The sequence below is a fragment of the Levilactobacillus sp. genome (genome assembly GCF_022646225.1).
Lineage (GTDB): Bacteria > Bacillota > Bacilli > Lactobacillales > Lactobacillaceae > Levilactobacillus > Levilactobacillus suantsaiihabitans.
The window spans coordinates 379,641-394,082 of record NZ_JALCJA010000002.1; the positions used below are offsets into that span (position 1 = coordinate 379,641).

At 51.5% G+C, this 14,442-nt stretch carries 11 protein-coding genes; 6 read left to right on the plus strand and 5 right to left on the minus strand.

The window, feature by feature from the left end; genetic code table 11:
* The first annotated feature begins 3 nt into the window (after positions 1 to 3).
* Positions 4 to 1,773: an ABC transporter ATP-binding protein gene (locus LKH74_RS04475; protein ID WP_287788381.1), complete on the plus strand. Its 1,770-nt coding sequence runs from the start codon at positions 4 to 6 to the stop codon at positions 1,771 to 1,773.
* Between the two features lie 61 nt (positions 1,774 to 1,834).
* Here the strand turns inward: LKH74_RS04475 and LKH74_RS04480 are convergent, their stop codons facing one another.
* Entirely contained in the window at positions 1,835 to 3,562 is a 1,728-nt protein-coding gene (locus tag LKH74_RS04480) for a phosphatase PAP2 family protein (RefSeq protein ID WP_287788382.1), read from the minus strand.
* Between the two features lie 301 nt (positions 3,563 to 3,863).
* Between LKH74_RS04480 and LKH74_RS04485 the strand changes: the two genes are divergently transcribed.
* Both LKH74_RS04485 and LKH74_RS04490 read left to right on the plus strand, forming a co-directional pair.
* Entirely contained in the window at positions 3,864 to 5,423 is a 1,560-nt protein-coding gene (locus LKH74_RS04485; protein WP_287788383.1) for a glycoside hydrolase family 31 protein, read from the plus strand.
* A gap of 27 nt (positions 5,424 to 5,450) precedes the next feature.
* The gene (locus LKH74_RS04490; RefSeq protein WP_287788384.1) at positions 5,451 to 6,890 is read left to right on the plus strand and encodes a glycoside-pentoside-hexuronide (GPH):cation symporter; all 1,440 of its coding nucleotides are present in this window, start codon (positions 5,451 to 5,453) and stop codon (positions 6,888 to 6,890) included.
* A gap of 699 nt (positions 6,891 to 7,589) precedes the next feature.
* Here the strand turns inward: LKH74_RS04490 and LKH74_RS04495 are convergent.
* Positions 7,590 to 7,904 (minus strand): winged helix-turn-helix transcriptional regulator, encoded by a 315-nt coding sequence (locus LKH74_RS04495; protein WP_287788385.1) that lies wholly within the window; start codon positions 7,902 to 7,904, stop codon positions 7,590 to 7,592.
* A 294-nt stretch (positions 7,905 to 8,198) separates the two neighbouring features.
* Between LKH74_RS04495 and LKH74_RS04500 the strand changes: the two genes are divergently transcribed.
* Complete coding sequence (locus tag LKH74_RS04500) at positions 8,199 to 10,418, plus strand: alpha-galactosidase (protein ID WP_287788386.1); 2,220 nt, start codon at positions 8,199 to 8,201, stop codon at positions 10,416 to 10,418.
* A 56-nt stretch (positions 10,419 to 10,474) separates the two neighbouring features.
* On the plus strand, positions 10,475 to 11,083 hold the full coding sequence (gene pcp, locus LKH74_RS04505) for a pyroglutamyl-peptidase I (RefSeq protein WP_287788387.1): 609 nt from the start codon (positions 10,475 to 10,477) through the stop codon (positions 11,081 to 11,083).
* A gap of 58 nt (positions 11,084 to 11,141) precedes the next feature.
* Here the strand turns inward: pcp and LKH74_RS04510 are convergent, their stop codons facing one another.
* The gene (locus LKH74_RS04510) at positions 11,142 to 11,765 is read right to left on the minus strand and encodes a DUF4867 family protein (protein ID WP_135366960.1); all 624 of its coding nucleotides are present in this window, start codon (positions 11,763 to 11,765) and stop codon (positions 11,142 to 11,144) included.
* Positions 11,766 to 11,926: 161 nt separating this feature from the next.
* Between LKH74_RS04510 and LKH74_RS04515 the strand changes: the two genes are divergently transcribed.
* Positions 11,927 to 12,577: an MIP/aquaporin family protein gene (locus LKH74_RS04515; RefSeq protein ID WP_135366959.1), complete on the plus strand. Its 651-nt coding sequence runs from the start codon at positions 11,927 to 11,929 to the stop codon at positions 12,575 to 12,577.
* Positions 12,578 to 12,713: 136 nt separating this feature from the next.
* On the opposite strand, the gene LKH74_RS04520 is transcribed toward LKH74_RS04515, so the two are convergent.
* Together LKH74_RS04520 and LKH74_RS04525 are read right to left on the minus strand one after the other, a co-directional pair.
* Positions 12,714 to 13,664: a DNA adenine methylase gene (locus tag LKH74_RS04520; protein ID WP_287788388.1), complete on the minus strand. Its 951-nt coding sequence runs from the start codon at positions 13,662 to 13,664 to the stop codon at positions 12,714 to 12,716.
* 2 nt (positions 13,665 to 13,666) lie between these two features.
* Complete coding sequence (locus LKH74_RS04525) at positions 13,667 to 14,440, minus strand: DNA-methyltransferase (protein ID WP_287788390.1); 774 nt, start codon at positions 14,438 to 14,440, stop codon at positions 13,667 to 13,669.
* Positions 14,441 to 14,442: the final 2 nt, after the last annotated feature.

Genomic DNA, 14,442 nt, shown 5'->3' on the forward strand with positions numbered 1-14,442 from the left:
GGGATGGCACAGAGAAGAGCAATCGCCACGACCGCGCGACAACGGCCAACTGGTAAGTTTAATAGCAAAGCATTTTTAAAATTGATTCGGCAAACGCAACCCAAGTACTGGCAGTTGTGGGTCGGCCTCTTCTTGGGCCTTCTAGCCACGGGTGCCCAGTTGGCAGTTCCCAAGCTGGCACAATCTTTGATCAACGGGCTGGGACAGGCGTTGAATCGGCCGCTGCTGATTACCGTCATTGCGTTGTTTATCGTGAGCGCTGCAGTTAGTGCCGTGTCGGGGGCGCTCCTAGGGTTCTTCGGTGAAAACGTGGTCGCCCGGTTGCGAGAAACGTTGTGGCAGAAATTGGTGCGCTTACGGGTCAGCTATTTCGACAACGTCAAGACCGGAGAGATGACCTCGCGGCTGGTCAATGACACCATGCAGATCAAGAATCTGTTGGCCAATTCATTCCCGCAGATGGTGACCTCGTTGCTACAACTGGTGGGGGCCTTGGTGATCATGCTACTGATGGACTGGCGGATGACGACCATCATGTTTGTGGCGGTGCCCGTCGTGATGGCGGTCATGTTTCCCATCATGCGCCAATCCGGCAAGATTGGTCACCAACGGCAGGATGCCATGGCGACCTTTAGTGGTGCGACCGATGAGACGCTCAGTGAGATTCGGTTGGTCAAGTCCTCAAATGCGGAAACTTACGAAACCACGGCTGGCGTTCAGCAGATCAATGATCTTTACCGTATTGGCTTAAAAGAGGCCATCTATGATTCGATTGCGGGTCCCGCCATGACGGCGGCCATGCTCGCAGTCTTCGTGGGCGTTCTGGCCTACGCCGCGGTGCGGGTATCTGCCGGGACTATGTCGATGGGGACCATGTTTTCATTTCTGATGTATCTGTTCCAAATTATTAGCCCCGCCGGCACGTTGGCGCGCTTCTTCACGGATCTGTCCAAGGCCAATGGCGCAACGGAACGGGTGCGGGATCTGCTGGCCGAGCCGGAAGAGCAGTTGACGACTGGCGCTAGTCAATCCGTGACGGCGCAACCGCTAGCCATGCACCACGTGGATTTCGCCTATGAAGACGAGGGCCCGCTGATCTTGCATGACGTGAACTTTGAAGCGCAGCCCAACACGGTCGTGGCCTTTGCCGGACCGTCTGGTGGCGGGAAGTCGACCATCTTTGGCATGATTGAACGCTACTACCAGCCGCAACGCGGGCAAGTCACGATTGGCGATACCGATGTGAACCAGGTCAACCTCACCGAGTGGCGCTCACAAATTGGCTACGTGAGCCAGGACTCTGCCATTATGGCCGGCACGATCCGGCACAATCTGACGTACGGGTCAGCGCAAACCTACAGCGACGAGGAGTTGTGGCATGTCTTGAAATTAGCTTCCGCGGACACCTTCGTTCGCAATATGGCAGATGGACTCGATACGCAGGTCGGTGAGCGGGGCGTCAAGGTCAGTGGTGGGCAACGGCAACGGTTGGCCATTGCGCGGGCGTTCTTGCGCGATCCCAAGATTCTCTTATTGGATGAAGCCACTGCGAGCCTAGATTCCGAGTCAGAGGCTATGGTCCAACAGGCGTTGCGTGAATTGATGAAGGGGCGGACGACGCTGATCATCGCTCACCGCTTGAGCACAATCGTCGATGCGGATAATATCTACTTCATCGAGGACGGCCATGTCAGTGGCCACGGCACTCATCAGGAGTTGATGGCGAGTCTGCCCATCTACCGCGATTACGTGCGGATCCAGTTTAAGGAGTAGGCAAAAGGACCACAATTATTGGCAGCTGCCAGTAGTTGCGGTCCTTTTGGCGTACGCAAGATTATTTAACGAGCTTTACAGCGTGTTGGGTGTAGGCCAAGTGCCAACCCTTAGGGAGTCCGGAAACGTGACTGAACTTGCCTTTGTGATTGTGGAATGACAGGAGCTTGGTGCCATTCTTCAGGGCGCCCTTGGTCAGAGTCAAGGTTCCGCCAAGCTTAGCAGTCTTCTTGATGGTTAAATGGCTGTTGCGGGCGAGTTTCAATTTCCCGTGTGTTTGGTGGTAGTTGCCGGCAACGGTGACTTTGGCCGTGCTGAGTTGTAAGGTCCCGCCGTTTAAAGTGACGTTTCCTTTACCAGTGGCCGTGGTCGTTGCCAGTTGCAGGGCCCCGGCCTTTAAGGTCGTGCCGCCCGTGAAGGTGTTGCGGCCACTTAGCGTCAACTGGCCGGACCCGTTTTTGGTCAGGCTCCCTTTACCGGCCAAGTCGTTGCGCCAGTTATCCTTGGCGTTGAAGCCACCTTTTTGGGCGTCCATGGTCACCGCAACCTTATCATTTAGGGCCCCGTAACCGTTGGCAGCGGAGAAGAGATCCAGACGACCCCAGCCTTCGGCGTCATCCATGACGGGGTAGCCAGCGGGCATGCCCGTCGTGTAGAGGACATCACGACGTTGCGTGGCGCTTAAGTAAGGCAACCGCGTGGCTAACAGCACTTCTGCCCCCTTTGGGACACGCATGGCGGCTGACGTATCGCCCGTTTGGTTGAACCCATAGGTCATGCGGAAACGGTAAGCGTCGCGGTTAGTTTGGTAGTCGCCAAAGTCATCCGTGGCCTTGGCGACAGGGCTCTTGAGCAGGGCATCACTGTGAGCGACCTGGTAGGCTTGCTTCATCAGGTCTTGATTGTTGCTGTCGTTGAGCGTTGCGGCGGTCATGGCGGTACCGACCATGCGGCCCCCCATGACGGCTAGTGGGGAGTGCCGCCCGGCGAGGACCCGGTCGTAACCGACTTCGGAGGAACGGGTGATCAGTTCTTGGAAGCGTTCGGGAACGGCGTAGGCTAGCGTTAAGCCGGTCTCAAAGGCGGCAGTGGTATGGCCACTAGGGAAGTCGTAGTCGTCGGCCTTGGCGTGGGCCATGACGTTGGCTAAGGCAGGGACAACCTTAACGTCCTTACTTTGCCGGTAGGGCCGTTCATATTTGACCACGTGCTTGATCACGCCGGTCCCGGAGAAGGGGGACCGGGCGGTGGTATTGACTAGCTGGACTAAGGGCCCCAATTTAGATGAGGTGTCGGCCCAGTTGACTTTGCTGTAAGGGGCGTTGGCTGGAAGCGGGGTGCTGGGCATCGACGTGAAGTCGGTCTTGGCATCCGCGTTTTGGATGAAGGCATTGGCATAGGGACCTAAGCCGGAAATCAAGTTGTAGCGCAGATCCCGGCGATCCGTTAGGTAGGACCGTTCGGCTTCGCTGTCATTACGGTGTTGCGTAATGTCGGCAGCCTTGGCCACGTTTTGGTCGAGCAGGCTGGCATTCAGCTTTTTGCCGTCTGCCCAGTATGTAGAAAATTCGGCCATTTCGCCCACGACGGGATTGGTCTGGGGCGTCGTGTTCTTGGCGACGTTGGCTTGATAAGTGTCAACGAAATAGCCATAGGGCGCGGTGTGCGCGGTTAAATCATCGGTGCGCTTGCTGGCTTGGGCGGTCGTCGTGACCAAGGGTAAGGTCACCGCGGCAAGGGAAAGTAAAACGGCTGCTTTTTGGGTCCAAGGATGTTGGCGTACTTTCATGAAAATTCCACCTTTCAAAATGAACGGGTCGACTAACTTTTCTATTTTCAGGTACATTTTCATCATACCCGAGCAAACTTTCAAAGTCAGTAGGGTTAATGAAAATGATACAGAAAGCATACCAAATCAATACATAGCGTTCGTTTTAAGCCGGTAAAGCAAGTGACTTAACTATTGAATGTGGCCGATGACTTAGTGGATGAAATGAAAGCGATTCGTTTTGCTATCAATTTAAAGCAGCATTCGATATGATGTTGACGGAAGTTGGTTTTTCAAAAAGGACTTGGAAAGGAATTTTGTGATGATTACTGTCAATGAATTAACGACCAACCTAAAGCAACCCCTGCAAGTTGAGCTCCTGACGGGTGAAGAGTGGTATGGCGGCAGCATTGCGGATGGCTCCCAGTACCCCTTACATCAAGGGAGCGATTATCAACTGGACCTGATTCACCTGGTCAATGGGAATCAGGTGGCCCCGGCCTTCATTTCGACCAAGGGCCGGGTGATTACCAGCTATTCGCCGTTTAAACTGACGGTGGCTGACGACCGGTTGAACCTCATTGCGCGTGACCAGGTGCGCTTGGTTGCTGGAGCGGATGGCCTCAAAGGCGCGCAACAGTGGTTGGCTCAGCACACGTTTGAACTGGGAAGCATGCCCCCGGCCGACTTTTTCGAGCTGCCGCAGTGGAACACGTGGATGGAGTTACTTTACCAGCAAAATCAAGCGGACGTCTTGGCTTACGCGCATCATATCATCGAAAATGACTTTCCGGCAGGAATCATCATGATCGATGACTTGTGGGCGGATTATTATGGTCGCTGGCAGTTCTCGACCCGGAAGTTTCCGGATGCCCCCGCGATGGTCCAAGAGTTACATCAGTTAGGGTTCAAAGTCATGGTGTGGGCCTGCCCCTTCGTGAGTCCTGATTCGCAGGAGTATCGGGATCTGTTGGCACAGGGGATGCTGCTGATGCGACCGGATGGCAAGCCAGTCGTGCGGGAATGGTGGAACGGCTTCAGTGCGATCTTAGATCTGAGTAATCCGGCGACCTATCAGTGGTTTAAGGAAACGCTGCAGGACCTGCAAGCCAAGACGGGGGTCGATGGATTCAAATTAGATGCCGGTGATCCGCATTTTTACCAGGCCGATGACGTGTCGCAAATGGCCTTGGCGCCGGAGCAGCAGACTGAATTGTGGGGCCACTTTGGTCAGGAGTTTGCCTACAATGAATTTCGGGCGATGTATAAGAATCAAGGCGCGCCGTTGGTCAATCGCCTACAGGATAAGCGATTTGAATGGGGTGCCGAGGGGCTGGCGGAATTGATTCCCGACACCATTGCCCAAGGCCTGATGGGGTATTATTTCAGCTGCCCGGACATGATTGGTGGCGGTGAGATTCGCAGCCTGGTGACACTGGATCATTTTGATCAGGAGCTAATCGTCCGGTCCGCGCAGTGTTCCGCGTTGATGCCCATGATGCAATTCTCGCTGGCGCCTTGGCGAGTGCTGGACCAAGACCACTTGGATTTGTGTCGGGAAGCGGCCGATTTGCACCAACGCTTTGCCCCGACGATTTTAAAATTAGCCGAGACGGCGGCCAGAACTGGAGAACCCATCGTCCAGTCGATGGCCTATGACCACCCCGAGACACCCCGGGCTTACTTAAAGACGCAGTTCAAATTGGGACCATCGTTACTGGTAGCCCCAGTGATTACGGCACAGGCGACCACCAAGGCGATTTATTTTCCGGCTGGTGAATGGCAATCGGTGACCGACGAGTTCGCCCAACCAGTGACTGGACCCGCCGAAGTCGAGGTTCCCGTCACACTCGCGAGCCTTCCTGCCTATCAACGCGTCTAACAATCTGACAGAATCGAGGAAGAAAGCATGGAAATGGAGCAAAATGCCAAGCAAAATAAAGTGCTAACCCGAACCACTTATGCCTTTGGGGCGTTTGGCCATGATTTATTCAACCAAGTCATGAATAGCTATTTCATTATGTTTGTGACCAATCACTTGTTTAACGGGAGCGATACGGCGGCCAACAATCGGATGATTGGGATCATGACCACGATTATCTTCGTCTTGCGGATCGCCGAGTTGTTCATTGACCCCTTTATTGGCAATACCATTGATAAGACCAATACGAAGTGGGGCAAATTCAAGCCGTGGGTGATTATTGGGACACTGATTTCGGGTGTCTGCATGATGCTATTGTTCAGTAACCTCTGGGGCTTAACGGCACGGCCATTCTTGTACCTCTTTGTATTTACGTTCATTTACATTGTGATGGATATTTTCTTTTCGTTTAAAGATATTGGTCTCTGGTCCATGTTACCGGCGCTGTCATTTGATTCCCTGGAACGGGAAAAGACGGCGACCGTGGCTCGGATTGGCTCCACGTTAGGTGGGACTATCGTGACGGTGACCATCATTCCAGTGATTCTGTTCTTCTCTAAGACCAATACCGGGGGAACAGGGGATTCCCGTGGCTGGTTCATTTACGCCGCAATCGCTGCCATCATCGCAATTTTGGGAGCGCTTTCTATTGGCTTTGGGACTCGCGAAGTGGACTCGCCGTTGCGTGAAAACAAAGAAGAAACTGGCTTTAAACAAGTCTTGAGCGTGCTAATCCACAACGACCAACTCATGTGGCTGTCGTGTGCTTATCTACTCTACGGCATGGGCGCCTACCTGACCAATTCACTGATGCTGTACTACTTTACGTATGTGTTGGGGCACGCGGCAATGTTTTCCATCTTGGGTATTGCCAACATGATCATTGGTTTTCTGGCTGTGTCGATGTTTCCGGCATTAGCGAAGAAATTCAAGCGGCGTAATGTGTTCGTCTCTTGCATCGTGATTTTGTTGGCTGCTCTCAGTGTCTTTGCCTTTGCGGATCAAAACGTTTGGCTGGTCATCGTGGCCGGTGCGCTCTTTAATTTGCCGCAGCCGCTGATCTTCTTGGTCGTGCTGATGACCTTCACGGATATCGTGGAATACGGGCAGTTGAAGCTGGGCCACCGGGATGAATCGCTGGTGCTGTCGGTGCGGCCGCTGATCGATAAGTGTGCCGGCGCCATTGTCACCGGAATCACTGGGATGACGGCGGTGCTGGCCGGTATGGCGGGTAACGCCAAAGTGGCCGACATCACGGCTAGCAACGTATTGACGTTTAAGCTTATCATGGTGGTGGGCCCGGCCATCGCTGTCTTGCTGGGAACGTTTATCTTCTTAAAGAAGGTCAAGATTACGGAAGCCAAGCACGCGGAGATCGTCGCTGAACTGGAAAAGACTTGGAATCAGCAGGATGATACGAAAGATTAGCGTAAAAAAAGCAGTATCTCAACCTCTAGAAACGGTGCGGATACTACTTTTTATTAACGGCTGAATATTGAACCTAAAATTAATGCACTGATTGCTGTAACGACGGTGTTCCGACACCTAAAATTGGTGAAACCAAGCACCTGCGTCAGCCAGGGTTCCGCCTGCTCTGAGGAACGCCTCCAGCCTGAGAAGCGGGCTTCCGGTTCGCTTGAAAGCCTGGCGAAACCAGCCAGTCTCTCAAGACGTCCCGCGCTGTAGGCTGAGAAAGGACCTCAGCCAACACCGCTGACACAGCTGGCTCCACCCTGGCTGCCTCCGGCAAGGTTGGCGGCTATCAGCAACACCGTGTTAATGAAAGACCGGTCGTCAATGTAGCTCCTATTTGGGGTTAAGACAACTGTTACTAACACATACTATCGTAGCCGAGAGTTCGCCAAATATGGGTTCAGCCGTGGGAGTTGCCTTAGCGGCGCGGTTCACGGCGCTTAGACAACTGGCGTCTTTGAGACGTGTTCTTCGGCTCAAAGCGAGGCGTCGAGACCGACCTTTGGCTCGACCCGTCCGCCCCAGCGTTCCAACCCATATTTGGCGAACGGTAGGCGGCCAGTTCGTATTATGTGGCTGTAAACGAACTATTCTTGACGCCATGAGTCGCATGCTAACAGTAGTTTCAGCTGATTTCTGTCTTTCAACCATCAGTTAACGGGATAGCTCGCGAGTAAGTTGCTGATTGCCCCAGTCTTCCAGGGCGGTCAGAATGTTGTGAAACATGACGCCACTGGTGGTCAGGCGATAGCTGTAGTCGTCCTCGGGAATGGTCGTGACGAGACCCCAGTCACTCAGCTGCTTTAAGCGGAGTAGCAGGTTGAACGTGGAAATGCCACGGACCGTTCGTCGGAGTTCCATAAAGTCAGTGGGGGCGGCGTCTAGTTGATACAAAACCAGAGCGTACCAGCGCTGGTGTAGCACCTCAAGGCCCAGTTCACTGCCAAGGTTGAGTTGCGTTAATGCCATGATCGTCTTCCTTTCCGAATGCCAATTAGCTTAGCATTTGACCGATAGCTTGTCTACTAGATCGCTCAACGCCCGTTTTTTAAATTAATTTAGCCATCGGGGGTTACAAAATGCCGCTTAATTTCGTTGGTATTAGTGAGGGCGATTTACCAAGGCGCCTGGGACAAATCTTCCTAGGTTCGTTCGCGTCACCTTTATATGGCTGAAATGGGCGCCATTTGTCTCACTCTCGTCAGCGCTTACAATCTATGCTACGATGGGATTAAGTGTTAACCAATAGAAGGGAGTATGCACATGTCAATTTCAGTTACGCAACAGCAATTTCACCTGCAAACGGCTCATACCAGCTACATCTTTCACGTGATGGCCAATGGGGAGCTGGGCCAGCTCTATTACGGTCCCCGCATTCACGACCAACCCACTTTCCCTGAGCTGACCGTTCGAGAAGAGCACGGTGCAATTCCGGCTTGGCGGCTGGACCAGCCGGACTTTCAACCGGAAACGCTGAAGCAAGAATTTGCCAGCTTGGGCAAAGGTGACTACCGGGACCCGGCCTTTCAAATTACCGGTCCCGATGGTAGTCGTATCAGCGAATTTCGCTATCAGGATTATCAGATCTTAACCGGCAAGCAGCGACTAGACGACCTGCCGTCAACGTTTGACGACAGCGAAGACGACGCCCAGACGTTGGTCATCACCCTGGTCGATGCCGTGTTGAATCTGACGCTGACCTTGAGTTATGCGGTTTTCCCGCATCAAGACGTGATCGTGCGTAGCGCCAAATTCACCAATCAAGGCGAAAAGACGGTCATGCTCGACCGGGCCTTGAGCCTACAATTGGACCTGCCGGACGCGAACTATGACCTGCTGCAATTCTCCGGAAGTTGGGCGCGTGAACGCCACTTGATTCGCCAGCGATTGCGGAGCGGAATTCAAAGCGTCGGCAGTCTGCGGGGCGCCTCCAGTCACCAGCAGAATCCATTTATCGCCTTGGCTCGCCCGGAGACCACTGAGGACCACGGGGCGGCGCTGGGCGTGAACCTGGTGTACTCCGGCAACTTTTTGGACCAAGTCGAGGTCGACGCCTTTGGCACAGCTCGCGTCTTGACGGGGATCAATCCGACCGAATTTGGCTGGCAATTGGCCGCGGGACAAAGTTTTCAAACGCCGGAAGCCGTCCTCAGTTACACCAGCGCCGGCCTGAACCAATTGAGCCAGCAGATGGGGACCTTCTACCAGCATCATTTGGTCAATCCGCATTTCGCCCAACAGCCACGGCCGGTGTTGATCAACAATTGGGAAGGTACTTACTTTGACTTTAATGAAGACAAATTGACGGCAATTGCCCGTGACGCCAAGGAACTGGGCATCGAAATGTTCGTCTTAGATGATGGCTGGTTCGGTCACCGAGACGATGACACCACGTCGCTCGGGGATTGGGACGTTTACGCGGCTAAATTGCCGAACGGCATCGCCCATTTGGCGGACCGCATTCACGGCATGGACCTCCAGTTTGGTCTGTGGTTCGAACCGGAAATGATTTCTATTGATAGTGAACTGTATCGGGCGCATCCCGAATGGACCGTCGTGGCGCCGCACCGGCAAATGACGCCGGGGCGGAACCAATTTGTGCTCGACATGGCCAATCCGTCGGTCGTGGACTACCTGTACGGCAAGATTAGTCAATTAATCAAAGAGGCGCATCTGGATTACATCAAGTGGGATATGAACCGCAATATCACGGAATCGTTCAGCGCGACGTTGCCGGCCGAGCGCCAGGTAGAGTTCGCTCACCGTTACATGTTGGGCGTTTACCAACTGTACGCACGGTTGACGACGGCTTATCCGCAGGTCTTGTTTGAATCCTGTGCCTCTGGTGGTGGGCGGTTCGACCTGGGAATGATGTATTACGCGCCGCAAGCCTGGACCAGTGACGACACCGATGCCGTGGAACGGTTACGTATTCAGTACGGCACGTCTTATGGCTACCCGCTGGCGATGATGGGCGCCCACGTTTCCGCCGTGCCCAATGACCAGACGGGACGAATCACGCCGATCGAAACGCGTGCGGCGGTGGCCTACTTCGGTGACCTGGGCTATGAACTCGATGTGACACAATGTTCCGCCGCCGAAAAGGCCGCCATTAAGACGCAAGTGGCCTTCTACAAGGCCCACCGCAAGCTGTTCCAACAGGGGACGTTCTACCGGTTGGATAATCCATTTGACGGTGACAAAAACGTGGGCAGTTGGCAAGTTGTCAGTGCCGACGGTCGTCAAGCTGTCGCGGCCCGTTATCAAATTTTAAATCAGCCCAATCCCGCCTACAACCGCCTGTACCTGCGCGGTTTGCGGCCAGACCAACGGTATCGTGTCAGCGGGGATGACCACGTCTACTTTGGCGACGAGCTGATGCACGCCGGTTTGTTCATCCCCCACCTGTTGGCCACCACTCAAGGCGTGGAAGCGTCCGCTGACTTCAGCGCGCGCGTCTTTACGATTGATGCGGTCGATTAATTGGGAAAACTGGTGTATAATTCTCATCAAATCCTCATAATTCAGGAGTGATGCGTATGAAAATTTTAGTGACGGGTTTTGACCCGTTCGGCGGCGAGACCACCAACCCAGCCATTGAAGCCGTTAAACGGTTGTCGGCCACGATTGCCGGAGCGACCATCGTGCCATTGATGGTGCCGACGGTATTTCAGACCGCGGGCACCGTGGTGCGCCAGGCCATTTTGACTGAGCACCCCGACGTGGTCTTGAGCATCGGCCAAGCCGGTGGGCGCGCGGCCTTGACACCGGAACGCGTCGCCATCAATTTGGCTGATGGGCGTATCCCAGACAACGCGGGTGACCAACCCAGTGACCGACCGCTACAGGAGACAGGGGCGACGGCTTACTTCACCCAGTTACCGGTGAAGGCAATGGTGCGGGCGATTCGCGCGGCGGGGCTCCCCAGCGCCGTATCGACGACGGCTGGAACCTACGTGTGCAACGCGTTGATGTATCAAGTCCAGTATTTGCGGGCCACGGAATTTCCGACGTTGCGCGCGGGCTTCATGCACATCCCGTTTCTCCCCAGTCAGGTCGTGGCCAAGCCGGGGGTGCCGTCGTTGTCCCTAGCGGATGACGTGCGCGGCATCACCGCCGCCATCACGGCCATCGTTGAAGCTGAATAGACGCAAAAATGCGGTCTGACGGACTATTCGCCAGATCGCATTTTATTTCACTATCGTGTTAGACGCGTAAGTTTTCGCCGACCAATCCGACGAATGCGCCTTCCTTGTGGGCGTCTGGGTGGGCAATCAGCCATTTGTTCGTCTTGAACAAGAGCCGATTCATCGGGTCCTGGGTGTCGACGGTGAAGTCGAGGTCGAGGTTCGTGCCGGCGGGCAACATGACTAAGCAGCGGAAACCGTCTTGACCAGGGGCTTCACACGGTGCGAAGTGTAGCGTGGTGGCGTAGACTTCAATAGCCGTGCCCTTGGGAATCAGGAAGGCTTCCAGCTGTGAGGTGTCGTAGGTCAGGTCGTCGTGGATGTCTTGGCGTTTGCCCAGTAACAGGACAAAATCGGTCGCCGCCACGTTGATTTCGGAACTGCTGTGGAATTCCAGACAGTTCAGCAGATGATTGTGGCCGATGCAGTAACCCGTTTCGGTCGGCACGCCGCCGTAAAGCGTTTGTTCCAGCCGGTGAGCGGCCGTGGTGTTGGCTAAAGATTCGGTGTTGGCCACGTATTGCGTCTTTTCTGGCGGGTAAGGAACCGCGTTCAAGTTTGTAATCAGTTCGTCCAAGTCACCAGCGGCAACGATGCGACCATAGGGCCGGAAGCGTTCGTCGGTTACGTCAAAAATTTGCATCAGAATCATCCTTCCAGTTGTAAGTTGCTTTCAGTATGCGCGGGAGTTATGAACATTTTTTGACTTGCGGGTAAAGAAATTGCGGATTTGCAAAATGGTACCGTGATAGTCTTAAGTGTTTTATAATAATCAACATAAAATAGAACTGGAGGAAAATAGTGATGCAGAAATATTTGGCAGAATTCTTTGGTACTTTTATGTTAGTGTTTCTGGGGACAGGTGCGGTAACCGTAGCTGCTGGGAACACGCTGACGATCGGCTTGGCATTTGGGTTAGCAATTACGGTATCAGCGTATGCGTTTGGTGGTATCTCTGGTGGGCATTTTAATCCAGCAGTTACGACGGCCATGGTGATTAATCGGCGAATTAGTGGTAAAGATGCTGTGTGGTACGTTATTGCTCAAGTTTTGGGGGCAACGGTAGCGTCGGCAGTGATGAAATTATTTGTTGGTGGCTTGGGTTTGGCTACAAATCAGCTTGGACAAACAGATTTCCCTAAAATTTCTGCTGGATTAGCATTTTCTGTTGAAGTCATCGTGACTTTCTTATTTTTATTAGTAATCTTGAATGTAACGAGTAATCAGCACGGTAACAGCAATTTTGCTGGACTGACAATTGGAGTTACTTTGGCCTTTCTGATTATTGTAGCTTTGAACTTAACGGGTGGATCATTAAATCCGGCGCGGTCATTTGGTCCGGCTATCTTAGCTGGGGGAAGTGCCCTAAACCATTTGTGGTTGTATATTCTAGCACCGGAAGTCGGTGCAATTATTGCAGCTGTTGTTGCAAGAGTTATGGGAAGCGAAGACTGAGTTAGGATTGATGGACATGAGTTAAGTGTGGTGAGTTGGTCGGTAGTTCGTTTGCTGGGCTTTAAGCAATGAAAAACACTGATGTTAGCGTGAATTAAAATTCAAGCCAACATCAGTGTTTTAATTACGATTAAATTTATCCCACGATTAAAAGTTCGGAGACTTTGCCGCGTCCTTGAGATTTAGCTGATATCATGCGGGAAGCCTGTATTCTGTTGATGGTAAAGTCGGAATACAATGTATCAAAGAAATCATCTGCAGGATCACTTTGATGAGGATCAGAATTGCTAAGCGCGAAATGAGCTCCTTTTTTTGAGATTTTTGATACAAATTTTGCGAGCTCCTGCTGCGATGTATCATTGAAACTAGACTTAGCATAACTAGTAAAACTCGATGAATCGGTTAAAGGCCTGTAAGGCGGGTCGAAGTAGAAAAAAGTTCCCGGTCCAGCAAATTCCTCGGTTATACGATAATCCCCAAGCATAATCTCAGTGTTTTGTAGTAGTTCGGAAAAGTTAATGATATTCGACTTATTGAACAGGGTAGCTTGCTTTCTTTGGCCAAAAGGAACGTTGAATGTTCCTTTTGAATTAACACGGTAGAGACCATTGAAATCAGTCTTGTTAAGGAAGATAAAATAACATGCTTGATTTAAATTAGACGAAATTTTCTCTTCGAGTTGGGTGTTAAGAATATCATGGTCGGATTTTCTAGCAAGGATGTTTTCGTTAAAGTTGTTGCGGATTGTATAATAATAATCTTTTTGTTCAATAGCGGAAAGATTATTATATTTTCTTTCAATTGAGCTTAGCTTAGCCACTAGTTCAGAAAGATGATCTCTCACATTAAGATAAAGGTTAATTAGATCTGGATTAATGTCCAAAATAACTTTCTTTTTAAAGGTATACTTACTTGAAAGAAATAATAGTAAAGATGCACCGCCGGCAAAAGGCTCGACATAAGTATCAATTGTACTTAAATCAATTTGAGCAGCGACCATCTGTTCAATTATTGGTGCTAGTTTTTTTTTCCCGCCAGCCCACTTTATTATAGGGGCTATTGGTAATACTTTTTTTGGTTGATCCATGATTAAAAAAGGGCTCCTTCTTCATTTTTGATACGACGAGTCGCTATATCTAAATAATTGCTTGAAAGTTCAATTCCGATACATTGACGTTGAAGCATCTGACAGGCTACAGCAGTGGTACCACTGCCTAGAAAGGGATCGAGAATTAACATCTCTGGCGTGGTGGATGCTTCTATCATTCTTATGAACAAGCTTAAAGGCTTTTGGGTTGGATGATAACCGAAACGTTTTTCAATCTTTTTGATAACAGGAGTTGACCATACATCAGTCATTTGTTTCCCATAATTACGTTCGCGCATAAGTTGATAATTGAATACTTGATGGCTTTGCTTGTCTTTTTTGGCCCAAATAATTGTTTCTGTAGAATGAGTGAACATTCTACAGCTCAAGTTAGGTGGCGGATTAAGCTTTTGCCAGGTTATGTTGTTCAGAATACGATAGTCGTTTTTCTTCATCAAATAGCCAACTTCAAAGATATTGTGCATGCTACCAAAAACCCACAGTGTTCCATCATACTTAAGAATGCGTTTAGCTTCGGATAAGAAAATATCGTTGAATTGTTCCGTACTTTCATATTCAGCACTTAGCTTATCCCAGCTTCCCTTGTCGACACTGACTTTTTTGCCGCCACGATTTGAGAACCCACCATTTGATAGAAAATATGGTGGATCGGCTATGATAACATCTACCGAATTTGGACGCATGAGCTTCATCAATTTTAATGAGTCACCTTGGTATAATTTGATAAGGTTATTTTTGTAATAAGCGTCTTTCATAT